We start from the raw sequence: 26,075 nt of genomic DNA, 5'->3' as shown, positions 1-26,075 counted from the left end.
ATTTTGGGTTTGAGATTTTAGGTTTTAGGTAGCAAACTTGCTGTTATGTCTTTATCTTAGAAGAAGATTTACAAGTAAGTTTGCATCCAAAATCTAAAATCAACAATCTAAAACTCTTAAGGGCTGGGGTCAAAAATGGATCTCAAACAAGTTGCGAAAGACACCGCTAAGGTGCTGGCAAGTTACCTAACCTATCAATCCGTGCGGATTGTGGTCACTCAATTGAGCGAAACCAATCCTCCTCTAGCAATCTGGTTGAACGACTTTTCCACCAAGGGCAAAATCCAAGATGGAGAAGCATACATTCAAGAATTGCTGAGGGAAAATCAAGATTTAGGATTTCGGATCATGACGGTGCGAGAATATCTGGCCCACGATGTGACAGAATTTTTGCCGGAAATGGTTTGTACTGGCATTCAACAGGCGAATATGGAACACAGACGCCAGCATTTGGAGCGAATTACGCAGCTTAATTGGTCTGTGGCTAGCAGCAATCCTGAAACATCCTCCATAGATTCGGAAGCGAATCTAGATAATTTGTCGAGTTAATCGATCGCACGAGTGCGAATCGAACACACACCTTAGAGATAGAAAAATGAAAACTTTACCTAAAGAGCGTCGTTACGAAACTCTGTCCTATTTGCCCCCGCTGACAGACGCACAAATTGCCAAGCAACTGCAATACATCTTGGATCAAGGCTACATTCCCGGCGTAGAATTCAACGAAACCTCCGCCGCTGAAATGCGCTATTGGACTCTTTGGAAGTTGCCTTTGTTCCACGCTCGCAGCGTCCAAGAAATCATGACAGAAATCAACGCTTGCCGTCAAGAAAACCCTGGTTGCTACATCCGCGTCATGGGTTTTGACAACGTGAAGCAATGCCAAGTGCTCAGCTTCATCGTCCACAAGCCAAACACCAGAGGCTACTAAAAAGGATTGGCTGGCTAATCTAATTTTTAGGTTAACAGTCATTGCTGATTGGAGGCGGGGAATATTCCCTGCCTCTTTTTTTTCTTGTATAATTTGCTAGTAGGGGCGGGTTTTACAAACAATAATTGCCGAGAATTTACCATCTCTCAAACCCGCCCCCACCCACATCTTTTTGGGCTTGTATAATTGGCTCGTAGGGGCGGGTTTTACAAACAATAATTGCCGAGAATTTACCATCTCTCAAACCCGCCCCCACCCACATCTTTTTGGGCTTGTATAATTGGCTCGTAGGGGCGGGTTTTACAAACAATAATTGCCGAGAATTTACCATCTCTCAAACCCGCCCCCACCCAAGGAAAAATCAGCGCCTACATCTTAGCATTTAATGCAAATTTAAGGTTGATGTGGTTTATGAGTGGTGGGGGGCGGGTTTATATAGATTGTTAGCGAGAGTTAGATATTATTGGCGAACCCGCCCCTACAGGGTTATTGACATTGGTGCCTATTTACTACAAATCTAATCCATCCTTTCCATCACAATCCCATCAACTATTTCATAACCCCAATTAGAGTTGCGAATTGCCAACTGCTCTGCCATGTCATATTCGCCCATATCGCAGAGTTCAACTAACATTTGATATCCCTCATCTCTTTGTCGCTGCAACCTTTCCCGCCGCAGATTTTCCCTAGTTTGCTCCGAAGGATTTGCCCGCTCTTCCCCCAGCGGATTGATCTCGCTAATTCGCTTCATATCTGCTTAGTTGGTATGGTGCGTCAGTCTTGAGTTTAGTATAAAAAATAGGTTTTACCAACTGACGCACCCTACTAATTGCGCCGGTTCCGTCTAGGAATGTTATTAAAAAGGAATTGATTCCACTATTTCCCCGTCAACTATTTCGTAGCCCCAATCAGGATTCGCAGCAATCTGTTTTTCAATTATACTGCGACCGAGAGGAGTATTGTAAGCTTTTTGCAAAGCGGAAATACTGGGAGTTTCAGCGGGGATTAGCGATGCTGTTTCTGCAAGTTTTGGCGGTTCTGGTGTCGGTTCAGATGTGGCTTGATTCAGGGCAAATTGCGGTGCGATCGCCCCTAATTTCCGCATCACACTATCCTTAGTGATTTGCGGTTTTTCGTTGAAGGAAGACGGCAGATATGGTGTCTCAACCCCCCGCTGTTTTGCTTGGAAAGCATCCTCCGCAAGGCGATCGCACTTTCGTAAAAAACCCTCCCACAAATCCTTACCCAAAACCGGGTTTCTCAAATCAGCACGAGCCTTAGAAACCGCTGCTTCCAGCGGTTCACCTTTGTGGACATAATACTGAATTCGCTCCTCTTCAAAGGCCGGATAAGGCACTTCTGGTGCAATTTCCCAATCTCGCTGCACCTTCTGACTTTCTCCTAAAGGAATGCCCGCGATAAATTCATCCCAAAAAGTCGAAGCTAAGCCCTTAGTGATACTGTCAATAATTTTGAAAGCCCAGCCCGAAGGATTGCCAAAACCCAAGTTGCATTTTCTAGCATAGGCTTCTAAAGCTCGTTGAAAATTATGGAGTTGTTCTTGGGAGTTCCAAGGGCCGCTAAATTGGTAATTTGGGGTGACAGCAACGGCTATGGGTTTACGGGGTTGACCGAAGAATTTGTCGGTTTTAATGTTGGGATTTGATGAAGAATTATCAGCCACTATTTCTACAGGATAATTGAGACTTTTCGGGAGAGTTTGTGTTATGCTATCATCAGAAATTCCGGTGAAGTAATTATTGAGTATTTCCTCAAAAACATCAATGTCAGCCCATAGTTCCCAGGTATATATGTGATAATTAATTGATTTGGCTTTGAGGAGCGAACGACTTTTGAGTTGATTTATGGCTAATTCTTGTTCTTCCGAATTTAACCCAGTGACTGCTTCAATCTCATCGCAATTAGTTGTTAGCCATTCTGTTTTTTTTAGTTGAGATTGCCATTGAAATAATTGACATAGCAAAATACTAGCCGAGACACCCCCAGTAATCTTCGCTAACTTGGGATAATAGATTAGGGGATTTCCGAGATTTCCTAAAAATATGCCGATCTGCATTTTATATATTCTCGTTTAACTACTCATGGACTCAAAAACCGCAGAACCTCAGAAACCCGGTTTTTGGTGATTTTTGGGTGGTGTGATATCAAATCCTCTCTTCATCAGAATTATTCAGAACTCTATTCTCTCCCTCTGTGTCCTCTGTGTTCTCTGCGGTTAAATCATTCCGATGTAACCGGAAACAATATGACAAAGTAGGTGGATAAAAACCCGGTTTCTCGCCACCCAGAGAATCTCAGAAACCGGGAATCTCAGAAACCGGGTTTTTTGTGATTTTTGGGTGGTGTAACTAAGTATGTTCGTAAAAACCCGGTTTCTCGCCACCCAGAGAATCTCAGAAATCTGGTTTTTTGTGATTTTTGGGTGGTGTAACTAAGTATGTTCGTAAAAACCCGGTTTCTCGCCACCGACTAATATAGCTTTAAAGTTTATATTCAAGAGGCTCACAAAACTCATTCACCCCAGTTTTAAACACATAAATAATCACCGCAGTTATCAAAATATCCGGGCAAACTTTCGCGGCTAACAAATCTCCGAAGGCTGCATTCAAACGTCCATTTATCAACTCTTCTTTAATCTCAGATTTGCAGATAGCAACGCGGCATCTTTTAGCTAATCCGTCTAGCCAATTTTCAGAAATATTCGGTTCTTGTCCGGCTTGAATTGCCAGAGATATCGCTGCATCTTCGATATTTCCCTCGCAATCTTCGATTTCATCGAGGGCCTTCAATGCTTGGGAATAGGCTGCTAATTCTGAGCGAAATAAGGCAATTTCTTGGGATGTAATAACGACCATATTATGTTACTATTTTCTCTATTTATTGGACAATCTTAGGATTCAAAGTCGATATTATAGCATTTTTTTGGGTTGGGATTTGTATCCTTCTTAGCAACGGGTTCTTCGACCAGTTCCACAAATAGTTAATTTGGTAATGGGGGGGCTTGATTAATCACCGGGCTCCCGTCCCCACCCCACAACTAACAAATTCAGTCTCTGGTGGAAGTTGTACTCATGTTTCAGCACAAATTTTCCCCAGAGATAGCAAGCGAGAACTTTAGTCCTTAAATATCAGGACTAAAATCTTCACTACCACACTAATTTACACTTTCGGTTGAGTCTCTTCCTCTTTCTCCTTCTCCTTCTCCTTGACGGGAGATTCATCCTCAGCTTGACTCACCCCTTCCTTAAAACTCCGCAAGGTTTTTCCCAAAGCATTGCCCAACTCAGGAATTTTCTTAGGACCGAAAATTAGAATAGCTACTACCGCAATAATGCCCATTTCGGGCAATCCTAGACCAAACATAGATTCATCTCCTGTAAAACTTGCTCGCTCGCCCGTCGATCTTACTGATATCCTTAAAAGTATCTACCTTTGTTCCTGCATCCTGCAACAGTTGAATAAAGTTTTGTTAAGCCGATCGCCCCATAAATCAGAATGTTAGAAATATCCAAGCCTTCTCTACGAGACCAACAACACTACCTCATCCGCGAACTAGCCGATCGGATAGAATCAGTATGGCGTCGGTACCTCGACCTGGAACCCTACCACCTGCCTGCTGAGTTGGGATATGTGGAAGGGCGTTTGGAAGGAGAAAAACTGATCATCGAAAACCGCTGCTATCAAACTCCCCAATTCCGTAAAATACACCTAGAACTCGCCAAAGTCGGCCCCTTGCTCGATATCCTGCACTGCGTGATGTTTCCCAGACCGAATTACGCTTTGCCCATGTTCGGTACGGATATCGTAGCAGGTAAAGGCCAAATTAGCGCTGCGATCGCCGACCTTTCTCCCCTCAATGCCGATCGCACTTTGTCCGAAACCTACCGCACTCCACTGCAAACTCTGCCCGTCAACCAGTTTTCCTGTCCCCGCCAAATTCCCGAATGGGGCGATATTTTTTCAGAATTTTGCCTATTTGTGCGCCCAGATTCCCCAGAAGAAGAAAGTCGATTTCTGGACATAGTTGAATCCTACATGGAAATTCACTGCAAACTGGCAGTAGCCTCAGAACCAGTTTCTGTCGCCGAAGCATCAAAAATTCTCGATGCTCAAATTTACTACTGCACCCAGCAGCAACAAAACGACAAAACCCGTCGCGTATTGGAAAAAGCTTTCGGTCAAGATTGGGCAGAACATTACATGACCGAGGTGCTTTTTGATTTCCCTAAATAGCTAAAATATGTTGACAATTACTTGCGGGAAGTCGGACGCTTAGTACCTGTTTTTGTAGAACTCTTGGATGCACTTTTACTTGCACTCTTACCTTTTGCACCCTTAGCACCGGCTAACTGACTGTCATTGGCATTTGCAGGTCTGCCAGCGGCAGCTCTAGTAGTTCTGAAAGTGACATTCACTCCTTCATTCGACTGTTCCAGCACCAACATCGGCGTCGGTTTCGCCTTTTGGTCCCATTCAATGTGAACGATGCGACCTTGAATTGTCGGCTGCCAACTGTCGTGGTCGTCGGAAGGACTTAGGTAAGTTTCCAAACAGTCAATAATTTGATTAATTGTCGCCGATGTTGCCTGAGTCGGGAGTTTCATCAACTTAATTTGAATCCGAAACAGCACTCGCTTTTCGATTTTTACCGCCGGATCGCCAGTTTCGTATTCGATATCAAACATCGAATCCACTTGTCTGCCAGTGCCGGCGTTCCCACTTTTATCTCCTACACTACCCTGAGTTGGACGCAGGGCAATACTAATTTTTTCTTTGACTTTTACCTTAATTTGAGTCACAATGGCAAAGTGAAAAACTTCTTCCGCCATCCGCATTCTCAGGTAGTCTAAATTAAAGTCTCGTGAGTGGATGAGGTCGGGATTTTTTTCCATTTTTGACATCGTTTCCAGAGCCATTTTATATTTTTTCTGGAGTTCTCGATTTCTAAATTCCTCAAAAGTGAGCTTCTTGCTCAAACCATCCAGTTTAATTTTGCTAAACACCGCTAAACCGACAAGTAATAACAACAGTAATCCCGATGCTCCCATCAAGATTTGATCCGAGGGTAAACCTCCTGGCTTAGCCTGTTTGGGCTTGGGAGAGGCTACTGCCAACCTTGGTTCTACAAGGATTATTTTGGTTGACATGGGCTTTTAAAGGGTAAAATTTGACGTTATATTTATAGAATGCCCCTGAGTGGAGATGACATTGCAACTCGCTGGTTCGAGCCACCTTGACTTCTTTCTACCACAATCTTTCTACAATTGGATTTCTACAACTCGAACGGGCACCCTCTAATTAATACTTTATCTTTAACTGCAAGCAGGTTCGCGAAATCTCGGAAAATTGCACCCTTGTACTGGCAAAAAGCGATGGTAAATAATGTGTGATATATTATACCAATACCCGCAGGAAAAATGTTTTTTCAGCAGAGCAGTTTCTCGCAAATATCAGTGAATTTACATAGATTAATAGTAATTCTCCGATCGCTCTTAAAAAATCTTGAGGACCACAATCGATCGCCCGGACGATCGTAGCGCCCAAAAGACTTAGGTACTAATTGCTACGAGTTCTTCGTTCCACTCAGTTCGCCTCCAGAGAACTTGCTTTGAAAGTTGAGCTATGGTGCGATCGAACCACATCTCCTTAGTTAACATAACACCCATATTCGATCGTGACCTACGAACCCCTCCACCACAAATATCGCCCCCAGACTTTTGCCGAATTAGTAGGCCAAGAGGCGATCGCCCAAACCCTCACTAGCGCCATCCTGCAAAATCGCATAGCACCAGCATATCTATTCACAGGCCCCAGAGGCACCGGTAAAACCTCTAGTGCTCGAATTTTTGCCAAATCCCTCAACTGTATTTCTACGGGTGCCCCAACCCCCACACCATGCGGCAAATGCAACGTTTGCCAAGAAATAGCCAGAGGTTCCACACTAGACGTAATCGAAATTGATGCCGCCAGCAACACAGGAGTCGATAACATCCGGGATTTGATCGAACGCGCTCAATTTGCCCCCGTACAATGCCGCTACAAAGTATATGTAATTGACGAAGTTCATATGCTCAGTAACCAGGCATTTAACGCCTTATTAAAAACCCTAGAAGAACCACCAGACAACGTAGTATTCGTCCTCGCAACCACAGACCCTCAAAGAGTCTTACCAACAATTATTTCCCGCTGTCAAAGATTCGACTTTCGCCGCATAGCCCTCGATGCAATGACCGCCCACTTACAGAAAATTGCCAAATTAGAAAATATCAACATAGCCAGCGACGCAGTATATATGGTTGCTCAACTCGCCCAAGGAGGACTGCGAGATGCCGAAAGTCTGCTAGACCAACTCAGTTTATTTCCCGGTGAAGTCACCGTCGAAAAAGTTTGGGATTTAGTCGGTGCAGTCCCAGAAAACGACTTAATGGAACTCCTAGAAGCTATTGACAAAGACAATGCCACAGCCTTAGTAGACATGACCCGTCACCTGATGAATCGCGGTCGAGAACCACTGATAGTTCTTCAGAATCTAGCCAGTTTTTACCGAGATTTGCTGATAGCAAAAGCAGCACCAACACGCTCAGATTTAGTAGCTTTAACCTCAGCCACTTGGGATAAACTTGTCAAGTTTGCAACTCATTGGGAGGCAGAATTAATTTTAGCGGGTCAGAAACACTTGCAAACCCACGAAGTACAAATTAAAAACACTACTCAGCCACGTTTGTGGCTAGAAGTAACATTATTGGGATTATTACCCTCAGCCATTAGAACTCAGCCACAACCAGTAAATCAACCAGCACAAAATACTAATCCAGCACAAATTCAGCCCCCCCAAACCCCAGTGGGAGGGAGTCAGATATCTCATATTGCAGAATCTGCAATGCCAAATGTGCAACCTCCTCCGACGACTCCGCCACCTATGGCTAATCCCACAGAAAACACATTCACCGCACCGATTCGAGAATCTATACCGACTGCTGACACCACAAATTATCCACCAACTAATTCCACTAGCGAAATCGATCTAAATCAAGTGTGGGAACAGGTACTGAATCGCGTGCGCCCCCACGGTACTCAATCTTTGCTTCGCCAACACGGACATCTGGTGAGTTTTAGCAATGATGCGGCGGTTATTAAAATTAATTCGCCACAGTTGCTCAAGATGGTTAAAGACAAAGTAACTAATATTGAAGAAGCTTTTTTGCAAATTTTTAACCGTCGAGTCACGGTCCAATTGGGATTAAAAAATTCCACTGAAACTAATAGTTTAGAACCCAAGAATTTCCCCACTTCTAACGGACGTATGGGGGGAAATTCTCGGAATTATACTCCGGTGGATGATGGGAATCAACAGGTACAAAAACCGGAAATTTTAGAGGATTTTTCCAGGAATAGGGGAGAAGCACAAAAACACTCGCCAGCCCCTGAAAATACTAGCGCCAAGCTGTCAAATGCTTCGGAACCAGTGGGGGGGGAGAGTAAGGGGTCGATCGCCTCTGGGAATGATTTAAATGCTCAAGCTGTGGCGGTGCGGGCTGATGCCCAAGATGTAGTCAATGCTGCTGGGGTGTGGGCTCAGATGTTTGATGGGGAAGTAGTTGATTTCTCCGATGGCTTGGAGGTTTGGGAGTCGGAAACTTTTACATGGGAATCTGAACCGGACTTACCTGCGTTGTCTTCTGAGTCAGATGAGGATGATTTAATTGATTGGTAGTTGGGAATGGGGATTGGGAATCAACAGGCTCTCCGGCCTGTTTCACCATAGATTAAGTTTATGGTGGAATAGGCCGGAAAGCCCGCCGATCAAAAGCTGATTGACAATACAAAAACTTTTAAGCCGACTCCGGCTTAGGTAGCGAAGAGGGAAGTATCAACAACTCAGCAGTCGATCGCTTCTCCACCATTTCCTTAGTAATCATACAGCGCGTCACATCCTTGCGCGACGGCAACTCATACATCACATCCAACATCAACTCTTCGACAATTCCTCTGAGTGCCCGCGCCCCAGTTTTGCGTCGGTATGCTTCCTGGGCGATCGCCCGCACAGCATCCGCCTTAAACTCCAACTGTACATTATCCATCTTTAGCAGCTTTTGATACTGCTTAACCAAAGCATTGCGCGGTTCCGTCAAAATCGCCATCAGCGTCTCCTCATCCAAAGGATCGACAACGGCCGCCACCGGTACCCTGCCAATAAACTCAGGAATCATCCCAAATTTCACCAAATCATCGGGTTCCAGTTGCTTGAGGACATCAGCGGCCCGCTTTTCCTTCGGCACAGCTTCTCCCGGCTGAATAAAACCCATGGACTTTTTGCCCGTTCTCTGCTCTACCACTTTATCCAAACCGACAAAAGCGCCACCGCAAATAAACATGATATTGCTGGTATCAATTTGGATGCAGTCTTGATAGGGATGCTTGCGCCCGCCTTGAGGTGGTACATTGGCGATCGTCCCTTCCAGCATTTTCAACAGCGCCTGCTGCACGCCTTCCCCCGACACATCCCGCGTAATCGAAGGATTTTCGCTCTTCCGGGCAATTTTGTCAATTTCATCAATATAAATGATGCCGCGCTGCGCCTCTTCCACATCCATATCTGCCACTTGCAGCAAGCGCAACAAAATATTCTCCACATCTTCCCCAACGTAGCCCGCTTCCGTCAGCGTCGTGGCATCAGCCACTGCAAAGGGTACATCCAGCATATCTGCCAAAGTTTGAGCCAGCAGCGTTTTGCCACAGCCCGTGGGCCCGATTAACAGAATATTTGACTTTTGCAGTTCTACTTCTTCCGGTGGGTGCTTGCCACTATTTTTGCTATGAATAAAACTGAGGCGCTTGTAGTGGTTATAAACTGCCACCGACAACACCTTTTTCGCCTCATCTTGGCCGATCACATTTTCATCGAGGTAATTTTTAATTTCCCTCGGCTTGGGAATTTGGCTCAGAGACAGGCTTTTGCCGGAAGTAGTGCGGCGCTTTTGGCTGGTTTCCGGCTTTGGAGGTACTGCCGTCGCGGCCGGCACGGCGGTGGAGTCAAACAACTCCTCATCTAAAATTTCATTGCACAAGTCAACACATTCATCGCAGATATATACTGCTGGGCCTGCGATCAACTTGCGTACCTGCTCTTGAGACTTGCCACAAAAGGAACATTTTAGATGGGAGTCGTATTTAGACATAACAGCCTCTTATTTCAGTGCAGTGACATTCTCTCCCGCGGCCGGAAGGTTTTCCTTAGCTATGACTTTATCGACCAATCCGTAATCTTTGGCTTCTGCCGCTGACATGAAAAAGTCGCGATCGGTATCGGCCTCTAATTTATCGATCGGTTGACCTGTGTGGTGTGCTAACAGTTCATTCAGCTTACGCTTATGATAAAGGATTTCTTTGGCTTGAATCTCAATATCTACTGCTTGACCTTGGGCACCGCCCAGGGGCTGGTGAATCATAATTCTCGAACTCGGCAGAGACATCCGTTTGCCCGCGGCTCCCGCAGTCAACAGAAATGCACCCATACTTGCTGCTAAACCGTAACAAATTGTCACGACATCGGGGCGGATTTGTTGCATTGTGTCATAAATTGCCATGCCGGCCGTCACCGAACCACCAGGGGAATTTATGTACATTTGAATGTCTTTTTCTGGGTCTTCGGCGTCTAGAAACAGTAGCTGAGCCACTATGGAATCTGCCACTTCGTCAGTTACAGGGGTTCCTAAAAACACAATGCGCTCCCGCAGCAAGCGCGAGTAAATGTCAAAGGCTCGCTCGCCCATCCCCGACTGTTCGAGTACCATTGGCACTACGTTGCTGGGGTGGTCGCTGACCTCAAAATTGTTAGAGCTTGTAATTAGGTAGTTGGAAGATTGAGATACAACCATAAGACACCAGTCAAGGATTATAGACTATTTACGGCTGATGAAAGCTTGAAATTAAGCCGCCAGCTTTTAACTATTATGCCCTTTCTAGAGTGAGATGGGGGAATTGGGAATTGGGAATTGGGAATTTCCTAGCGCAGGGGGGTTCTCTGGCGCTAGGATGCTGCGCCGACAAGTGGCACTCTCGCTCTTAGATGGGGCGTTGTCCAGCCAAAGTACGATGAATATTTAGCCGGACTCGATCGCGTAAGTAACTGCGAGTGCTAGTCTTCTCCTACCACTTCTACTTCAACGGTTGTGGATGCTTCTGAAGTTTCTGCATCCTCTGCATCCTCATCTTCATCTACTGCCGGAGTCAGAGAACCTTCTGGTAGGAGTTCGATTGTTCCCTTTTCTTCCAACCATTTGATGGTTTTTTGTTTGAGCAAGTCTTCTCGGACAAATTGCTGCAACCTTTCGGGGTCAAAATCTCCTTTCGGAAACTGCTTTCTGACGCTAGCTACTTCTGCTGCTACTTCTGCTGGTTCTACAGACAAAGATTCCAGCTTGGCTATTTCTGCTAGAGCTAGAGACTGCTTGATGCGATTGATGGCTTCTGGACGGGAGCGTTCCCGCATCGGTCCCATGTTTTCTTCAGTAAACAGTTGGTTGATATCTATGCCGTAATTTTTCAATTGGGCTGCTTGTTGGTTCAGCAAGAAATCGATTTCGCGTTCTAGCATTGTTTCGGGAATTTCCACTTCTATTAGCTGCACTAGGGCTTCTAATATTGCTTTTTCTTTGTTCCCTGACGTTTTGCGCTCTTGGTCTCCTTTAAAGCGAGTTTCTAGGGATTCGCGCAGTTCTGCCAAGGTTTCAAACTCGCTCACTTCTTGGGCGAAATCGTCGTCCAACTCCGGCAATTCTTTTTCCTTAAGTTCTTTGAGAGTAATCGTAAAGACTGCTGGTTTTCCGGCTAATTCTTCACTGCTATACTCGTCAGGAAACTGTACAGAAACTTCTCTGGTTTCTCCCGGATTCATTCCGATCATGCCTTGGATGAAACCAGGTACAAACTGATTTTCCGATAATTCTACTTGAAAGTCTTCTGCTTGACCGCCGGGAATTTCTGCGGGAGTTTCGCCTTCTGGTGCGTCTGCAAATCTGCCGGAGAAATCAACTAAAGCCATATCTCCTAATTGAGCTGGTCTGCCTTCTATGGGGATTAAAGCAGCTTTGTCCGATCGATATTTGGCTAATACCTCATCTACTTGAGTCTCATCGTACTTAGCTTCTTCTGCTTGAAGTTGCAAGCCTGTGTACTGACCCATTTTGACTTCTGGTTCTACGTCAACCTTAGCTGAGAATGTCAATGGCTGTTCCGGGTCAAACTTAGACAGTAACTCTTCAAACTCGGTGCTGAGTTCAAAAGTGCCAATGGCTGCAATTTTTTCTTGTTCCAGGGCTTTTTGTAGGGAGTCATTAATCAAGTTTTCTAAAGCCGTTGCTTTCAATCGAGTTTGACCTAGGCGCTGTAGCAAAACTTGGCGGGGAACTTTGCCTTTGCGGAACCCAGGAATGTTAATCTCGCGAGCAAATTGTTTAATTACTTGCTCGTAGGCTTGTTTTGACTTTTCTGATGGTACTTCGATTTCCAGACCAATTTGGCTAGCTGGAAGTTTTTCCTGGGTTACTTTCATCGGCTTCTTTGATATTTAACAATAGTGATATAAAATACATACAAATCTGACTTTGCCTGCATTTTAAGTTTGTACGCTTTTAATCGTACTGGCACAACTACAAACACCTATACCTGACGAGGCTGCCAATCATTGTTGTGCATAGGTTTTGCGGAGCAGAACGCTTTGTGGAGGTTCAACACACTAATTGCCGAAGCACAATAGCACGTATCGCCTTCAGACGTCAATGCTACCCCACAAAAGCGTCTCAAAGTCAAGAATAGGCTATTTGTTTGTGGTTATGCCACAGGGGAGTTCATTCCTTGCTAAACTAGCGATGGGTACGATTCGATCGCAGCCGCTAGGCTGGAGTGGCAAGTCCGGTTAACTGCGCCCTTGCCATCCTAACCGATTCTGATGTCGCCCAACATTAATTAAGTTTTATATTGAGTATTGCGGTTATTAAAATTCCAGATTTCGATCGCTTACAATCTAATTTGTGGAGGAAACTAATTTGTCTCAATCCTATCGAGTTGCCATTTTAGGTGCTACGGGTGCTGTCGGTGCGGAGTTGCTAGAACTCTTGCACAGTCGCAGTTTTCCGTTGGCAGATTTGAAGCTGCTGGCTTCGGAACGTTCTGCGGGTGCAAAATTGCCCTTTGGTAGCTCCATGCTATCGGTGGAGGCAGTCTCCGATCGCTCCTTTGATAATGTAGATCTAGTGCTGGCTTCGGCTGGTGGGTCTACTTCCAAATATTGGGCTCCGAAAGCAGTAGCAGCCGGAGCAGTGGTAATAGACAATTCCAGCGCTTTCCGTATGGATGCGACGGTGCCGCTAGTGGTTCCCGAAGTTAATCCCGAAGCAGTGGCGTCTCACCGAGGTATCATTGCTAATCCCAACTGCACCACGATTTTGATGGCAGTGGCCGTTTGGCCTCTTCACCAAGTCAGACCAGTCAAGCGCATAGTGGTAGCTACTTACCAGTCTGCCAGCGGGGCAGGGGCCAGGGCAATGGAGGAAATGAAAGCTCAAGCTAGAGCAATTTTGGCGGGAGAAACACCCAAAACGGAGATATTTCCCTACCCATTAGCATTTAATTTGTTTCCGCACAACACCGCGATTAACGAGTTGGGGTACTGTGAGGAAGAGATGAAAATGGTGAACGAAACTAGGAAAATATTTGGGACTGAAGAAATCAAAATTTCTGCAACTTGTATTCGGGTTCCCGTACTCCGGGCGCATTCGGAAGCGATTAATCTAGAATTTGCAGAGCCTTTTAGTGCGATCGAGGCCAGAGACATTTTAAAGCAGGCAAAAGGGGTTAAGCTGGTAGAAGACTGGCAAGCGAATTATTTCCCGATGCCCGCAGAGGCTAGCGGTAAGGATGAGGTGTTGGTAGGCAGGATACGCCAAGATATTTCTCACCCCTGCGGGTTGGAAATGTGGCTAAGTGGCGATCAAATTCGCAAAGGGGCGGCTTTAAATGCAGTGCAGATAGCCGAGTTGCTCGCCACAAAAAAATTACTGCAAACCCAGGGGGCGGCTGTTTATAAGTAGCGGGAACCATCCCCACAGGTAATGAGGTTTTGCAGCAGCAGGGATTTTAGATTAACGTTTCATCTAAAATCAAAAATTTAAAATCAAAAATCACAAGTCTAAAATCGGAGAAAGTGTGGTAAAGTTTGGACGGGTTCTGACTGCAATGATTACGCCGTTTAAGGAAGACGGCAGCGTTAACTATGCGGTAGCAGAGCAGTTGGCGGTGTATTTAGCCGATCGCGGTACGGATAGCTTGGTACTGTGCGGAACAACGGGCGAATCTCCCACGATGACTTGGGATGAGGAGTACGAGTTATTTCAGGTGGTGCAGCAAGCAGTAGCAGGTAAAGCAAAAGTCATAGCAGGAGCGGGATCGAATTCAACTCGCGAGGCGATCGAAGCTACACAAAAAGCAGCTAAACTGGGTTTAGACGGTTGCTTGCAGGTGGTGCCCTATTACAACAAGCCACCACAAGAAGGTTTGTACAACCATTTTCGGGCGATCGCCCAATCTGCTCCAGAATTGCCTATAATGTTATATAACATCCCCGGTCGCACTGGCCAAAATATGTTGCCGGAAACAGTGGCTCAATTGGCAGAAATTCCGAACATTGTAGCAGTAAAAGAAGCAAGTGGCAACTTAGATCAAGCCAGCCAAATTAGACGCTTGACATCCCCTGAATTTGCCATCTATTCTGGAGATGATTCCCTAACTTTGCCGATGCTGGCGGTAGGAGGATCTGGTGTAGTTAGCGTAGCCAGCCACCTGGTAGGAGAGCAACTACAACAGATGATCGAAGCTTTTGAGAAGGGCCAAGTTCAAGTCGCTACCCAGATTCACTTGCAACTATTTGACTTGTTTAAAGCTCTTTTTCTCACCACAAATCCGATTCCAGTCAAGACAGCTCTTAAACTTCAAGGCTGGGATGTAGGTTCCACCCGTCCGCCCCTGTGCGATCCGCCCGTTGAGGTGACTCAAAAATTAAAGGACGCACTGAGTCAGTTAGCACAGATATCAGCTAGCTAGAGAGGCGAGAACGAGTTTTCTGAAAACTAAATATTGGTTGTGATTAGTCATTAATCATTAGTGATTAGCTATGAGTTATTAGCTGAAAACTAAGAAGTGGTGATTGAAGACCCAAGACAACTGACTGTAAGGGAGAGTCAAAACCCCTGGAGATTTTTCCAAAAATATCATGGAAAAAATATCCCACATCAACAAACAGCAGAAAAAAAACACAAGACAACAGTCAACAGACAAATAACAAAAAACTAACCAAGGATACGCATGATCAAAAATACAACTGGACAGGCTCTAAAAGTTATTCCCCTCGGCGGGCTCCACGAAATCGGTAAAAATACTTGTGTATTCGAGTACGGAGATGAAATAATTCTTTTGGATGCAGGTTTAGCATTCCCGACAGATGGAATGCACGGGGTAAATATTGTCCTACCAGACATGACTTACCTGCGGGAAAACAGCCACAAAATTAAAGGTATGATCGTGACTCACGGTCACGAAGACCACATCGGCGGTATCCCTTATCACCTCAAACAATTTGAAATTCCGGTGATTTACGGGCCGCGTTTGGCTATGGCTTTGCTAGCCGGAAAACTAGAGGAAGCCGGAGTGTCTCACCGCACAGAATTGAGGACAGTTAAGCCTCGCGATATGGTGAGAATTGGCAAGAATTTCTTAGTCGAATATATTCGCAACACTCACTCGATGGCCGACAGTTTCACCGTGGCGATTCACACCCCAGTGGGAATTTTGATCCACACAGGAGACTTTAAAATTGACCACACTCCTGTAGACGGCGAGCATTTTGACTTCCAAAAACTGGCGGAGTATGGCGAAAAAGGCGTGCTGTGCTTGATTAGCGATTCCACTAACTCGGAAGTTCCCGGTTTTACGGCTTCAGAACGTTCTGTTTATCCGAATTTAGACAGAATTATCGCTCAAGCAACGGGACGAGTAATGGTGACGACGTTTGCTTCTTCAGTACACCGATTGCAAATAGTTTTAGAACTAGCTAAGAAAAACAATCGGTATGTAGGAGTGGTAGGTCGATCGATGTTGAATGTCATCGCTCACTGCCGGAATCTAGGCTACATCAAATGCGAAGATAATATCTTCAAACCCCTGAAAGAAATTCGCAATTTACCAGATGACAAGGTACTGATTTTAACCACAGGTTCCCAAGGCGAACCAATGGCGGCGATGACTCGGATTGCTAACGGGGAACATCACGAATTAAAAATCAGAAAGGGCGATACCATCATCTTCTCAGCTAACCCGATTCCGGGAAATACGATCGCAGTGGTAAATACGATCGACAAATTGATGATGCTGGGCGCAAATGTAGTTTACGGGCGCGACAAGGGAATTCACGTTTCGGGACACGGTTGTCAAGAAGACCAAAAGTTAATGATTAACATGACTCGTCCCAAATTCTTCTTACCCGTGCACGGGGAACACCGGATGCTGGTGCAGCACTCCAAAACAGCTCAAAGCATGGGCATTCCCGCTAGCAATATGGTGATTATTGACAACGGCGATGTTGTAGAATTGACCGAAAATTCGATGCGAGTGGGTGGTAAAGTGCCTTCAGGAATTGAATTGGTAGACTCTTCGCGATCGGGAGTAGTCAAAGAAAACGTCCTTAAGGAACGCCAACAGTTAGCCGGAGATGGGGCGGTAACAGTAGCGGCGGCTTTGAATTGGGAAGGCAAATTAGTGGCCAAGCCGGAAGTACACTTGAAAGGTGTAGTGACATCAGCCGATCGCACCGAGGTAATCCGACTCATCACTCAAACCATTGAAACAATTTTGAGCGATCGTTGGTCAGAATTTGTGAAACCGGCTACGAATGCTGACTCACAAGTTGATGTGGACTGGGTAGGAGTGCAAACACAAATAGAAAAAGCCATTGGGCGAGTGCTGCGACGGGAATTGCAAAGTAATCCCATGCTGGTATTCCTGATGCAAATTCCTGAAGAAGCAGTGCGATCGGAAACTGTGCAAAAACAGCTTTCCATTGAAGCACCTAAACTAGCATCCTCAGTACCATCGCCAGTACCAGCCCCTGTAAATAAAGTAACAGGTCGTCGGCGTCCTCGGACTGCGGCAAAAGTAGCCTCTGTAGTTTCTTAGATTGATATAAACAGAAAGCCACAGGTTGTATCCTGTGGCTTTCTGTTTTGTTTCTATCAAATCCTGATATCAATTCCGGTTGTATCGGAATGATTTAACCGCGAAGGCGCTTATGACGCGAAGGAAGAGAAGAGAGAGATGAATACCCGACTTGTTAAACAAATCGGGTATTCATCTCTTGGCGGTGAACAAATCAACCGCCAGCCACTGCCGGCACAATACTCACTTCATCACCATCTTTAAGAGCAGTTTCAGTACCGTCTAAAAACCGGATGTCTTCAGCATTGACGTAGAAATTCAAAAATCTACGAGGTGTTCCTTGTTCGTCGCACAGGCTTTTTTTGATGCCGGGGCAATTTGTTTCTAACGCTTCAATCAGTTCCGAAATATTTGCCCCACCGCATTCTATTGTGGCTTGATTGTTGGTGAATTTTTGCAGTGGTGTGGGAATTAAAACTTTAACACTCATTTTTTTAGTCCTTAGTCAGTAGTCCTTAGTCAGTAGTCCTTAGTCAACAGTCAACAGTCAGCAGTCAACAGTCAGCAGTCAACAGCTTGATAACTAATGACTAATGACCAATGACTAATGACTAATGACTATTAAACTGAAACTTGCTGCCATTCTAGGCGTTCGAGTGTCCGAGCCCGTTCTAGGGCGCGCTCGAAAGCTTCTAGTTTTGGTTCGAGGGTGATGGGTTCGCCGATGTAGCCTTGGACAGCTTCTTGGGTTTTTAAGCCATTGCCGGTGATGTAGGCGACGGTGGTTTCATCGGGGTTGATTTTACCTGCTTCTACGAGTTTCTTCAAGACGGCGATGGTAGTGCCGCCTGCGGTTTCGGTGAAGATGCCTTCGGTTTCGGCTAGCAGTTTCATGCCTTCGATGATTTCGCTGTCGCTGACGGATTCGATGTTGCCACCTGTTTTGCGGGCGATGTCGAGGGCGTACATCCCGTCTGCTGGATTGCCGATCGCGATCGACTTAGCAATTGTATTAGGTTTCACTGGTTTAACAAAATCGCGGCCTTCACGGAAGGCTTGGGCGATGGGGGAACAGCCGTCAGCTTGGGCACCGCTGAAGCGGACTTTTTTGCCTTCAACTAAGCCGACTTCGGTGAATTCGTTAAAGCCTTTGTAAATTTTGGTGAACAAAGAACCGGAAGCCAGGGGAGCAACTACGTGATCGGGCAATTTCCAACCTAGTTGTTCGATCACTTCGTAGCCTAGGGTTTTCGAGCCTTCGGAATAGTAGGGTCGCAAGTTGATGTTGACAAATCCCCAGCCATGTGTATTGGCTACTTCGCAGCAGAGGCGGTTAACTTGGTCGTAGTTGCCGTGAACTGCCATCACGGTTGGATTGTAAATTAGGGTGCCGAGGACTTTACCTGCTTCTAAGTCGGAGGGGATGAAGACTACACAGTCGAGTCCGGCGTGGGCTGCGATCGCCGCTGTAGAGTTAGCTAAATTACCAGTGCTGGCACAGGATACTGTTGTAAAACCTAATTCTCTGGCTCTGCTGAGGGCAACGGACACCACTCTATCTTTGAAGCTGAGAGTGGGCATATTGACGGCATCGTTTTTAATATAAAGATTTTTTAGACCCAGGCGACGAGCTAGGCGGTGCGATTTTAATAGAGGAGTCATGCCGGTGCCGACATCGATTACGTTATCTGTGGCGACTGGCAGAAATGCGCGGTAACGCCAAATCGAGTTTGGTCCGGCTTCGATGGTTTGTCTGGTAACGGTGCGGCGGATAGCGTCGTAATCGTATTTGACTTCGAGCGGCCCGAAACAGCAATCGCAGACGTGTTTGGCTTGAAGTTCGTATTCTTCGCCGCATTCTTTGCACTTGAGGGCTGTGAAGGTTGCTGCTGTCGATTGGGTTCTGGTCGCCTGGGTCATAGCTAAACTCTCCAGTTTTGCAATGTTGTTAACTCTTTTCGCAGAATACCACGGTGAAATTAGTGCGTCAACCATACCCGATTTTTTTAGTCGGGATTGATTTTTGAGTGAGATGGTGGTTGTTTAACTTGCATCGTTGGGTGGGCTAGGTGCAAGACTCCACAAGGCTTATACTCGTTTTCTGCCTCTGCCTGGAAATCCGCAGCGGTGGGTTTTGTCTGTTGGCCGATCGAGTTCCAGGATGATTTGACGAGCAATTTGTTACAAAACTTAATATTGGTTGTTGGTTATTGGTTATTGGTGTTCATTCCAATGCCCCATCCGCTACCCACCACTGACAGGGGGGTTGCCCCATGCCCCATCCGCTATCCACCACTGACAGGGGGAATCAGTACAACTTCGTCGCCCTCTTGAAGGATGGTGTCAGGGGAGACGAATTCCAGGTTAATCCCGAAGCGGGTACGATCGCGCCAGGGTTCTAATTGGGGATGTTGGGCGATCGCGCGATCGAGCACTTGAGAGACTGGGGTAAGGATGGGAAATTCCCATGTTTGTTCAGAAACACTGTAGGCTTCACTAAAGGCTGCAAAAAATTTAACGGTGATGGTAATCGAAGAGTTAGACACGATAATTAAAATCTAGAAATTTTAGCCAAGGCTCAAATACACAATACAATCTTATCTTGGGATAGCCAACTACCCAAAAGCCTAGGAAGTAAACACTAATTATCTAAACAGAGCTTTAGATAAGTTTACATAGGTTTTAGACAGCAGTAATAGTGAAGTTAAGGCGATCGAGATATTTATGGCAAATCATGATTTTAAAGTGCTTCAAATTATTGAAGCAAAGGGTTGGTATGCCTTTGGGAGTACCAAGCAAAGCCAGCACGTCGAGAGGTGGGTAAGACCTGTTGTGTGTTGGGTGTTAGTAGAAGATAAAAAAAAGCGACGCATTGTCACTGCTACCGCTAGCTATCAGATCGAGATTGACGATAAAGAAGTAGAGTTTTTTGCCCACGAGAGCGAAATTCAAGATATAGAGAATCTGCCGAAGTCAGTTTCCGTATCAGAATTTCTCAAAACAGAAGATTAAGTGAGTGATAAGTAGAAGGAAGAAGATCGATGTGAAGAAGGAAGAGGATCGATGTGAAGAATAGCAAGCCAGTAAGCTTTTGAGCGATTTGGATCTTGCATTTAATTAGGCGGACTTACTTATAAAGAGTTAGTTTAAGAATAGATTAATTGTTTTTTGCAGAATTGCAAATGGGAAAAATGGGGAGAATCTTCCTTCTTCCTGACTCGCTTGGGCCCGCGAAGCAACGCCAAGCCCTTCGACTACCCACGCGCCTACGGCCACTTCATCACTCAGAGTGCCGTTTCGCTCAGCATAAACGCAGTCGAAGGGTCAAAGGGTCGAAGGACCTTCTTCCTTCTGCGTTCTCAAAAATAAAGAGGGCGAAAGATAGCAGGCAATGCCCACACGCTTCCGCCCTTGCTGAATAACAGGGTATGCATATGTTTTTAAATTATGGCAGTGAGGTTTTCGATCGATCAAGAGGGCTATTGCAATCGCCCACTTTTGCTTTGATCCTGTCTTTACAAGGCTGAAACTATTTTAAACTGGAAATTTTAATTTGACGGAAACAGCTATTCAATGGTTAGAACAAAAAACCACAAGCATTAGGTGTAATAGTCGAGGGTGATGCGATGGAACCTGGGGCAAAAAAAAAACCACCCAAACAGTAAGTTATGGATAGTTTAGTCTCGAAATTAATTTATAGTTTCAAACCCCGCTGACAACAGGTTCAGGCATCTGCTGTCGCTGCCGCGGCCCAGTCATCACCATCGGCACACCGCCGGCTGGGCCTAAAGTCACCCCTCGACGCTTTGGTTGCACAGGCTGGTTCTGGGCCAATACTAGGTCGAAATTCCGCAAAATTTGTGCTAACACCAGTTTCATCTCCAACTGCGCCAGGGCCATGCCGATGCAGCGCCTGCTTCCCCCTCCAAAGGGGACATACTCGTAAGGGGAGAATTGCCTCTCCAAAAACCGTTCTGGTTTAAATTGCAGCGGTTCTGGATACAAATCTTCGCGACGGTGGGTTAAATAAATCGAGCCGACCAGAACCGTACCAGGCTCTAGTTGATATCCCATCAGTTCCACGGGGGACTTGACTACTCGCGGAAAGGTGAGCATTCCCACGGGATAAATCCGCAGCGTCTCTTGACAAACTGCACTCAGGTAGGGCAAGCGGAAAATATCCATCGGGTCGGGATTTTCCCCCAAACTGTCTAATTCTTGCAGCAGTTTGTGGCGCACCGATGGCAAACTGTGAATCCAGTAAAATGCCCAAGCTAGGGCTGTGGCGGTGGTTTCGTGGCCGGCAAACAGCAGTGTCATCAACTCGTCGCGCAATTCTTCATCGGTCATCGGTTGCCCATTTTCGTCGCGGGCGGCCATCATTAAGCTGAGAATGTCGGTACGGTTGGCATCTGGTTTGTCTCTGCGTTCGGCTATTTCAGCATAGATTAGTTCGTTGATTTGTCGTTGGCGCTGTTTCATTCGTCCCCAAGGACTCCAGGGACCCCAATCTTGCTGCATCCAGTTGAAAAATAGCATACTCGATCGCAGGGGAGAACCAGTCATATCCAGAATTGAGGCAAGTAAGGGCCTGATTTGTTGCAATCGTGGGCCGTCATCCAACCCAAAAACCGCCTGTAAGATTACCCGCATGGTGACTTCCTGCATGGCGCTGCGGGCGAAAAAAGGTTTCTCCACCGACCATTTGCTGGCAACATCTAAAGCAATATCGCAAATTTGCTGGCCGTAGTTCCGCATCCGTTCCCCATGAAACGGGGGCATCAATAATTGACGCTCGCGTTTGTGCCTCATACCTGAGAGGATAATCATGGATTGTTCTCCCAGTAAGGGTTTTAGGATGCTGTTCATGCTCCCTGGAGCTTCTAAAGCGCTACTGTTGAGCATGAACTGCACCGCTTCCGGGTGACTGACCATCACAAATGGTTCCATATCTCCCCATTGAGTTGTGAAAATGTCGCCGTATTCCTTAGCACATTTATCCATGTATGTTAATGGATCGGCAATCCATTGAATTAGCTGTATAAAGGGCAGAGTTTTTGGGCCGTTAGGTAGTGTCATGGGAATTACCAGGGGGTTGGTCGTCTGAATTTTTATATTTTATATTTTATATTAAGCGACTCAGATGGATAGCCGGGCTTGTGGTTAGGAGCGGGAATAAGACCTTTTTAATTATTATTTTGCTGAGAAGCCCCAACTACACTTGGTGATAGTTGGGGGGCGGGCGCGGGCTTATTCTCTAACTGTGCTCAAAATATCCTCTCCAAGCTCTGTAAAACGAACAGTTTTAATTTGCCAAGGAGCATAACTGGTTAAGGTTTGGCGCACGCCACCGAACAAACTTAACATTTGACAACTAGACAAATTTTGCAATTTTTGTCGGTCGTTCCCTGATGTTCGTAAATCTACGGTGGCGATGCCCAGAGTGCGATCGATTCTAAGTCGATAACCCACCAAACCTAGACTCGTAAACACCTGCTGTTTTAACACTTCATTCACAGCAGATGACATTAGCTGGTTGTCTTGTCCTGTAACTGTTTCCGGGTGGAGACTTTTACAATTATTGTCTACTTTATAGACCGTTACTGTGACAGTGCTGTCTAATTCTGTGGTTCCAGTGGCTAAAACTGGCTCCACAGGACTAAATTGCTGGGACACTTGGCTAAATTTAGGGTTAATTTGATTTGGCGTTAGTTGTATGTGTCCGAACTGAGGTTGAGTGGTTGCGGTTAGATCCTGATTTTCTCCTGAGTTAGCTGCATCGGAGCTAGAACAACTGCTGGCACTGAGCAAAATTAACCCAGCGACTAAATACCGGAAGTTTTGATAGATATTGTTCATCGTTTTTAATACTCAACAAGCAATCTGTCTATTGAGAGAGAGAGTTAGTAGTAGCAAGCATTTTATACGTAATTTTACATAGTTAAAAATATTTTGGGCGTGCGTAGTACGTAAATGAAAATAAAGTGAAAAAACTGGTTAATTTCCTTTGTTTGATGTAGAGTATAAAGGGTGACACCCATCACGGGTGTTACCCTGACAAAAGACGAGCTGATAAAGCTTGTAGCTCGAGTAGCAAGTGATATCCAATACTTTGTCGGTAGTGTGATGTCACGTTTCAGGCGATACATAAGTCCTGAAAAACACAATCTCGATACCAGCGAATTTGATAGGAGCTGCGGCCCTAAATCATTAGTTGGCAATTCTTTTGACAATTTTTATTAACCAGGGTGAGATCATCATGAAATACCAATTATTGACAAAACTGGGGATAACAACTGTGATCCCCATCATCAGCATGACCGTTTTGTGTCAACCCAGTCACAGCAGACCTTCACAGCCGATCCAAGGGGAAGGTAGATTTTGGTGCAGCACCTCTAACAGTCAGCCTGTTACCGTTTATCAAAACCCTCAAGGTGCGATCGAGCCTTGGATTGAGTGGACTTCAGATTACTTTTCTGGTTCTGGCTATGACCCGGAAACTCGGTGTCAATTAGTCAGCCAGCGCCTCGAAACCTATCGCCGTAACCAGCAGCTCAAGTACATTACTGTGGGTGTCATGAATGGTCAAAACGTCATTTGCACCGCTAACCAAATGAATGGCATCTGCCAAAATTTGATTTATACTCTCAAGCCCGGTCAAGATCCGATCGGCTCTTTGTATAACTTGTTGGCTTGGCGTCAAGGACAAGTCGGAATGCCCTCTTTGGACGAATCTAGTATAATTCCTTACATAGATGTGACGGAAAAACTAGGAGAAAATACTAATAAGATAGTACAACGGCCCCCTTTTTCCCCAGAGTCGCTTCTCCCTTAAGATTGGGGCAATTTTCAGTTCCATCGTCCCTTCCGGGGGTGGATGTGGAAAAGTTGGCGCGTCAAACAACGGTACGCATTAAGACGGGGAAATTTTCGGGTTCTGGGGCGATCGTCCGATCGAGTGGGCAAATTTACACGGTGCTCACTAGCTGGCACGTTGTCGCCTTCGATCGGGGCGATCGCACCATAGTGACCTGGGATGGCATCCTCCACAAACCTTTGCTCTCAACAGTCCAGAGACTTGGTAATACGGATCTGGCGATCGTTCAGTTTCGCAGTCATAAAGAGTATAAATTAGCACCAATCAGCCCTGAGCCAGCAGCGGTCTCAGAAACTGTGCTAGCAGCAGGGTTTCCTGGGGATTCGGAGGTTGATGCTTGGGTGATGACACGGGGAGTCGTTTCGCTGGTACTACCGAAATCTTTGCCCCAAGGCTATAGCTTGGGTTATACAAATGAGGTTAAAATTGGTATGAGTGGTGGTCCGATTTTTAATGCCAAAGGTTTGTTAGTTGGGATTAACGGTCGGGGCAAGTATCGAGATCCAAATTTTGGTGTCTATGCTTTTGAAGATGGAAGCGAACCAACGCCGGAATTATTGGAGAAAATGGTTAAATCTAGTTGGGGAATTCCCATCAGTATATATTTGCAGTTAGCCTCGTTTCATCTAGGGAGTTACTGATGAATGTGTGGAGTTTGCGGTTTGACGCACTGACAATCATCTTGACTGGTGCATTTACAGTTGCACAGGTGGTGATCCAACAATATGCTGCCAGCGCCAAAACATCCCAAGAAATTGCCCAGTTAGCGATGTTGACAACTGTGGAAGTCAACAACACCATGGGTTTTGCGGGTAGTGGCTCAGGAGTAATTATTGCGAAACAGGGTAATATTTACACTGTTTTGACAGCTAATCATGTGGTAGCAAGCCAGGCCCAAAAATACAGTATTCGCACTCATTTGGAGAAAGATTATGCTGTCATCCGAATACAAAGGCTACCGAAAAATGACAGAGATATAGACTTAGCGCTGCTACAATTTCAGAGCCAAGAACAGTATCCTGTAGCACCCATGGGAGAGTCACGAAGTGCAGTTGTCGGTTCTCCTATTTATGTGGCTGGCTATCCGCTACCCATTGCCTCTGGAGTAGAAAAAAAACTGGAGTTTACTGCTGGTATTATCTCTTCTCGGCTCGATCGCGCATCATCGGGTTACAGACTGCGCTATCAAGCGGTGACTAGGCGAGGCATGAGTGGAGGGCCTGTATTTGATGTTGATGGCAAAATTGTGGGAATTCACGGTCAAGGAGATACTGTGGGTACTGTGACTAGCCCGTGGAACGGTCAGAGTGAAGAGATAAAAACGGGATTAAATTCAGCAATTCCGATCGATATTTTTCTGGGGTTACTATCACAAAATAAGCGTAACAGCTTGGATATTCTCAGCAGTCTTTCTATGAACCGGGTTTCTAACCAAAACCAACCGAACATGAGGCCGGGGGGATTTTTGTGTGATACATCGACAGGAGAACCGATGACAGTGTATCAAAATCCCGCAGGGATTAGGGAGACTTGGATTCGGTGGAATTCTAATTTTTTTGCTAATTCTGGCTACGATCCTCTAACTCGTTGCCGACAAGTGACTCAGCGCCTAGAAAATTACAGTCGCAACCAACAGCTAAATTATGTGACTGTAGGTATGGTAAATAACCAGAAGGCGATTTGCACCAGTAGCCGCGTTAATGGACCTTGCGAAGGTTTGATCTACACCCTACGTCGCGATCAAGATCCGATTCCTGCCCTAAGCAGTTTCTTTGTGTGGTTGGCGAATCAAAAAGCTCAGCCTTCTATTTTTGAAAGCGGGACTATACCTTATATTGATCTTAAAGAACGGCTGGAATAGACTAGGGAACCTTAATTAAATATCCGTGATATCAATTCCGGTGGTATCGTCAGGTGATTTAACCGCGAAGGCGCGAAGTACGCGAAGCAAGAGAAGAGAGAGTTTAATACAGGACGATGAAGAGAGGATTTTATATAATATCAAATTTGTTAGCATCGGAATAGTAAATTCGATTTCAC

General features: G+C 45.7%; 24 protein-coding genes. 11 read left to right on the top strand and 13 right to left on the bottom strand.

Annotation, left to right across the window (positions count from 1 at the left end; translation table 11 throughout):
- The first annotated feature begins 135 nt into the window (after positions 1 to 135).
- Together rcbX and AAFP14_RS11605 are read left to right on the top strand one after the other, a co-directional pair.
- Positions 136 to 549: a RuBisCO chaperone RbcX gene (gene rcbX, locus AAFP14_RS11610; protein WP_333271361.1), complete on the top strand. Its 414-nt coding sequence runs from the start codon at positions 136 to 138 to the stop codon at positions 547 to 549.
- A 46-nt stretch (positions 550 to 595) separates the two neighbouring features.
- Positions 596 to 931: a ribulose bisphosphate carboxylase small subunit gene (locus AAFP14_RS11605; protein WP_341732416.1), complete on the top strand. Its 336-nt coding sequence runs from the start codon at positions 596 to 598 to the stop codon at positions 929 to 931.
- A 517-nt stretch (positions 932 to 1,448) separates the two neighbouring features.
- On the opposite strand, the gene AAFP14_RS11600 is transcribed toward AAFP14_RS11605, so the two are convergent.
- The 4 genes from AAFP14_RS11600 to AAFP14_RS11585 all read right to left on the bottom strand — a co-directional run bounded on the left by AAFP14_RS11600 (position 1,449) and on the right by AAFP14_RS11585 (position 4,315).
- Positions 1,449 to 1,682, bottom strand: a complete 234-nt coding sequence (locus tag AAFP14_RS11600; protein WP_341732415.1) for a hypothetical protein — start codon at positions 1,680 to 1,682, stop codon at positions 1,449 to 1,451.
- Positions 1,683 to 1,787: 105 nt separating this feature from the next.
- A complete protein-coding gene (locus tag AAFP14_RS11595) occupies positions 1,788 to 3,008 on the bottom strand; it encodes a hypothetical protein (protein WP_341732414.1) in 1,221 nt (406 codons plus the stop codon).
- A 424-nt stretch (positions 3,009 to 3,432) separates the two neighbouring features.
- Positions 3,433 to 3,807, bottom strand: coding sequence for a hypothetical protein (locus AAFP14_RS11590; RefSeq protein ID WP_341732413.1), 375 nt, complete (start codon positions 3,805 to 3,807; stop codon positions 3,433 to 3,435).
- 304 nt (positions 3,808 to 4,111) lie between these two features.
- The gene (locus tag AAFP14_RS11585; protein WP_341732412.1) at positions 4,112 to 4,315 is read right to left on the bottom strand and encodes a TatA/E family twin arginine-targeting protein translocase; all 204 of its coding nucleotides are present in this window, start codon (positions 4,313 to 4,315) and stop codon (positions 4,112 to 4,114) included.
- A gap of 132 nt (positions 4,316 to 4,447) precedes the next feature.
- Between AAFP14_RS11585 and AAFP14_RS11580 the strand changes: the two genes are divergently transcribed.
- On the top strand, positions 4,448 to 5,185 hold the full coding sequence (locus AAFP14_RS11580) for a phycocyanobilin:ferredoxin oxidoreductase (RefSeq protein WP_340519100.1): 738 nt from the start codon (positions 4,448 to 4,450) through the stop codon (positions 5,183 to 5,185).
- Between the two features lie 17 nt (positions 5,186 to 5,202).
- Here AAFP14_RS11580 and AAFP14_RS11575 read toward each other — a convergent pair whose 3' ends face one another.
- The gene (locus AAFP14_RS11575; protein ID WP_341732411.1) at positions 5,203 to 6,099 is read right to left on the bottom strand and encodes a hypothetical protein; all 897 of its coding nucleotides are present in this window, start codon (positions 6,097 to 6,099) and stop codon (positions 5,203 to 5,205) included.
- 527 nt (positions 6,100 to 6,626) lie between these two features.
- Here AAFP14_RS11575 and AAFP14_RS11570 point away from each other — a divergent pair.
- Positions 6,627 to 8,666 (top strand): DNA polymerase III subunit gamma/tau, encoded by a 2,040-nt coding sequence (locus tag AAFP14_RS11570; RefSeq protein WP_341732410.1) that lies wholly within the window; start codon positions 6,627 to 6,629, stop codon positions 8,664 to 8,666.
- 118 nt (positions 8,667 to 8,784) lie between these two features.
- Here AAFP14_RS11570 and clpX read toward each other — a convergent pair whose 3' ends face one another.
- The 3 genes from clpX to tig form a co-directional block, all read right to left on the bottom strand.
- Positions 8,785 to 10,131: an ATP-dependent protease ATP-binding subunit ClpX gene (clpX, locus tag AAFP14_RS11565; protein WP_340519097.1), complete on the bottom strand. Its 1,347-nt coding sequence runs from the start codon at positions 10,129 to 10,131 to the stop codon at positions 8,785 to 8,787.
- Positions 10,132 to 10,140: 9 nt separating this feature from the next.
- A complete protein-coding gene (gene clpP, locus AAFP14_RS11560) occupies positions 10,141 to 10,830 on the bottom strand; it encodes an ATP-dependent Clp endopeptidase proteolytic subunit ClpP (protein ID WP_341732409.1) in 690 nt (229 codons plus the stop codon).
- A gap of 260 nt (positions 10,831 to 11,090) precedes the next feature.
- The gene (gene tig / locus AAFP14_RS11555; protein ID WP_341732408.1) at positions 11,091 to 12,506 is read right to left on the bottom strand and encodes a trigger factor; all 1,416 of its coding nucleotides are present in this window, start codon (positions 12,504 to 12,506) and stop codon (positions 11,091 to 11,093) included.
- Between the two features lie 493 nt (positions 12,507 to 12,999).
- Between tig and AAFP14_RS11550 the strand changes: the two genes are divergently transcribed.
- The 3 genes from AAFP14_RS11550 to AAFP14_RS11540 all read left to right on the top strand — a co-directional run bounded on the left by AAFP14_RS11550 (position 13,000) and on the right by AAFP14_RS11540 (position 17,179).
- The gene (locus AAFP14_RS11550; RefSeq protein WP_341732407.1) at positions 13,000 to 14,043 is read left to right on the top strand and encodes an aspartate-semialdehyde dehydrogenase; all 1,044 of its coding nucleotides are present in this window, start codon (positions 13,000 to 13,002) and stop codon (positions 14,041 to 14,043) included.
- A gap of 115 nt (positions 14,044 to 14,158) precedes the next feature.
- A complete protein-coding gene (gene dapA / locus AAFP14_RS11545; protein WP_341732406.1) occupies positions 14,159 to 15,052 on the top strand; it encodes a 4-hydroxy-tetrahydrodipicolinate synthase in 894 nt (297 codons plus the stop codon).
- Positions 15,053 to 15,313: 261 nt separating this feature from the next.
- Positions 15,314 to 17,179: a ribonuclease J gene (locus tag AAFP14_RS11540; RefSeq protein WP_341732405.1), complete on the top strand. Its 1,866-nt coding sequence runs from the start codon at positions 15,314 to 15,316 to the stop codon at positions 17,177 to 17,179.
- A 193-nt stretch (positions 17,180 to 17,372) separates the two neighbouring features.
- Here AAFP14_RS11540 and AAFP14_RS11535 read toward each other — a convergent pair whose 3' ends face one another.
- The 3 genes from AAFP14_RS11535 to AAFP14_RS11525 all read right to left on the bottom strand — a co-directional run bounded on the left by AAFP14_RS11535 (position 17,373) and on the right by AAFP14_RS11525 (position 19,704).
- A complete protein-coding gene (locus tag AAFP14_RS11535; protein WP_341732404.1) occupies positions 17,373 to 17,648 on the bottom strand; it encodes a MoaD/ThiS family protein in 276 nt (91 codons plus the stop codon).
- A 131-nt stretch (positions 17,649 to 17,779) separates the two neighbouring features.
- Positions 17,780 to 19,078 carry a threonine synthase gene (thrC, locus tag AAFP14_RS11530; RefSeq protein WP_340519090.1) on the bottom strand — a complete coding sequence of 433 codons (1,299 nt, stop codon included), beginning with the start codon at positions 19,076 to 19,078 and terminating at the stop codon, positions 17,780 to 17,782.
- Between the two features lie 365 nt (positions 19,079 to 19,443).
- Positions 19,444 to 19,704 (bottom strand): MoaD/ThiS family protein, encoded by a 261-nt coding sequence (locus AAFP14_RS11525; RefSeq protein ID WP_340519089.1) that lies wholly within the window; start codon positions 19,702 to 19,704, stop codon positions 19,444 to 19,446.
- 178 nt (positions 19,705 to 19,882) lie between these two features.
- On the opposite strand from AAFP14_RS11525, the gene AAFP14_RS11520 reads away from it, so the two are divergent.
- On the top strand, positions 19,883 to 20,170 hold the full coding sequence (locus AAFP14_RS11520) for a hypothetical protein (protein WP_341732403.1): 288 nt from the start codon (positions 19,883 to 19,885) through the stop codon (positions 20,168 to 20,170).
- Positions 20,171 to 20,860: 690 nt separating this feature from the next.
- On the opposite strand, the gene AAFP14_RS11515 is transcribed toward AAFP14_RS11520, so the two are convergent.
- Both AAFP14_RS11515 and AAFP14_RS11510 read right to left on the bottom strand, forming a co-directional pair.
- On the bottom strand, positions 20,861 to 22,237 hold the full coding sequence (locus tag AAFP14_RS11515) for a cytochrome P450 (RefSeq protein WP_341732402.1): 1,377 nt from the start codon (positions 22,235 to 22,237) through the stop codon (positions 20,861 to 20,863).
- Between the two features lie 171 nt (positions 22,238 to 22,408).
- Positions 22,409 to 23,017, bottom strand: a complete 609-nt coding sequence (locus AAFP14_RS11510; protein WP_341732401.1) for a hypothetical protein — start codon at positions 23,015 to 23,017, stop codon at positions 22,409 to 22,411.
- A gap of 400 nt (positions 23,018 to 23,417) precedes the next feature.
- On the opposite strand from AAFP14_RS11510, the gene AAFP14_RS11505 reads away from it, so the two are divergent.
- From AAFP14_RS11505 to AAFP14_RS11495, 3 genes are read left to right on the top strand one after another with little or no spacing between them, the layout of a single operon-like run.
- On the top strand, positions 23,418 to 23,993 hold the full coding sequence (locus AAFP14_RS11505) for a COP23 domain-containing protein (RefSeq protein WP_341732400.1): 576 nt from the start codon (positions 23,418 to 23,420) through the stop codon (positions 23,991 to 23,993).
- Between the two features lie 44 nt (positions 23,994 to 24,037).
- Positions 24,038 to 24,676 carry a S1 family peptidase gene (locus AAFP14_RS11500; RefSeq protein ID WP_341732399.1) on the top strand — a complete coding sequence of 213 codons (639 nt, stop codon included), beginning with the start codon at positions 24,038 to 24,040 and terminating at the stop codon, positions 24,674 to 24,676.
- On the top strand, positions 24,676 to 25,896 hold the full coding sequence (locus tag AAFP14_RS11495; protein ID WP_341732398.1) for a COP23 domain-containing protein: 1,221 nt from the start codon (positions 24,676 to 24,678) through the stop codon (positions 25,894 to 25,896). Before AAFP14_RS11500 ends, AAFP14_RS11495 begins: the two co-directional genes overlap by 1 nt.
- Positions 25,897 to 26,075: the final 179 nt, after the last annotated feature.

Source organism: Microcoleus sp. EPA2, from assembly GCA_020882975.1.
Taxonomy (GTDB): domain Bacteria; phylum Cyanobacteriota; class Cyanobacteriia; order Cyanobacteriales; family Microcoleaceae; genus Microcoleus.
Note: the sequence above shows the minus strand (reverse complement) of the source record. Positions and strands in the feature narration are given on the sequence as shown.

What these genes read in the sequence shown, in the direction of transcription:
- rcbX (WP_333271361.1), top strand. Translation starts at nt 136, where the DNA reads ATGGATCTCAAACAAGTTGCGAAAGACACCGCTAAGGTGCTGGCAAGT.
- AAFP14_RS11605 (WP_341732416.1), top strand. Translation starts at nt 596, where the DNA reads ATGAAAACTTTACCTAAAGAGCGTCGTTACGAAACTCTGTCCTATTTG.
- AAFP14_RS11600 (WP_341732415.1), bottom strand. Translation starts at nt 1,682, where the DNA reads ATGAAGCGAATTAGCGAGATCAATCCGCTGGGGGAAGAGCGGGCAAAT.
- AAFP14_RS11595 (WP_341732414.1), bottom strand. Translation starts at nt 3,008, where the DNA reads ATGCAGATCGGCATATTTTTAGGAAATCTCGGAAATCCCCTAATCTAT.
- AAFP14_RS11590 (WP_341732413.1), bottom strand. Translation starts at nt 3,807, where the DNA reads ATGGTCGTTATTACATCCCAAGAAATTGCCTTATTTCGCTCAGAATTA.
- AAFP14_RS11585 (WP_341732412.1), bottom strand. Translation starts at nt 4,315, where the DNA reads ATGTTTGGTCTAGGATTGCCCGAAATGGGCATTATTGCGGTAGTAGCT.
- AAFP14_RS11580 (WP_340519100.1), top strand. Translation starts at nt 4,448, where the DNA reads ATGTTAGAAATATCCAAGCCTTCTCTACGAGACCAACAACACTACCTC.
- AAFP14_RS11575 (WP_341732411.1), bottom strand. Translation starts at nt 6,099, where the DNA reads ATGTCAACCAAAATAATCCTTGTAGAACCAAGGTTGGCAGTAGCCTCT.
- clpX (WP_340519097.1), bottom strand. Translation starts at nt 10,131, where the DNA reads ATGTCTAAATACGACTCCCATCTAAAATGTTCCTTTTGTGGCAAGTCT.
- clpP (WP_341732409.1), bottom strand. Translation starts at nt 10,830, where the DNA reads ATGGTTGTATCTCAATCTTCCAACTACCTAATTACAAGCTCTAACAAT.
- tig (WP_341732408.1), bottom strand. Translation starts at nt 12,506, where the DNA reads ATGAAAGTAACCCAGGAAAAACTTCCAGCTAGCCAAATTGGTCTGGAA.
- AAFP14_RS11540 (WP_341732405.1), top strand. Translation starts at nt 15,314, where the DNA reads ATGATCAAAAATACAACTGGACAGGCTCTAAAAGTTATTCCCCTCGGC.
- AAFP14_RS11535 (WP_341732404.1), bottom strand. Translation starts at nt 17,648, where the DNA reads ATGAGTGTTAAAGTTTTAATTCCCACACCACTGCAAAAATTCACCAAC.
- thrC (WP_340519090.1), bottom strand. Translation starts at nt 19,078, where the DNA reads ATGACCCAGGCGACCAGAACCCAATCGACAGCAGCAACCTTCACAGCC.
- AAFP14_RS11520 (WP_341732403.1), top strand. Translation starts at nt 19,883, where the DNA reads ATGGCAAATCATGATTTTAAAGTGCTTCAAATTATTGAAGCAAAGGGT.
- AAFP14_RS11515 (WP_341732402.1), bottom strand. Translation starts at nt 22,237, where the DNA reads ATGACACTACCTAACGGCCCAAAAACTCTGCCCTTTATACAGCTAATT.
- AAFP14_RS11510 (WP_341732401.1), bottom strand. Translation starts at nt 23,017, where the DNA reads ATGAACAATATCTATCAAAACTTCCGGTATTTAGTCGCTGGGTTAATT.
- AAFP14_RS11505 (WP_341732400.1), top strand. Translation starts at nt 23,418, where the DNA reads ATGAAATACCAATTATTGACAAAACTGGGGATAACAACTGTGATCCCC.
- AAFP14_RS11495 (WP_341732398.1), top strand. Translation starts at nt 24,676, where the DNA reads ATGAATGTGTGGAGTTTGCGGTTTGACGCACTGACAATCATCTTGACT.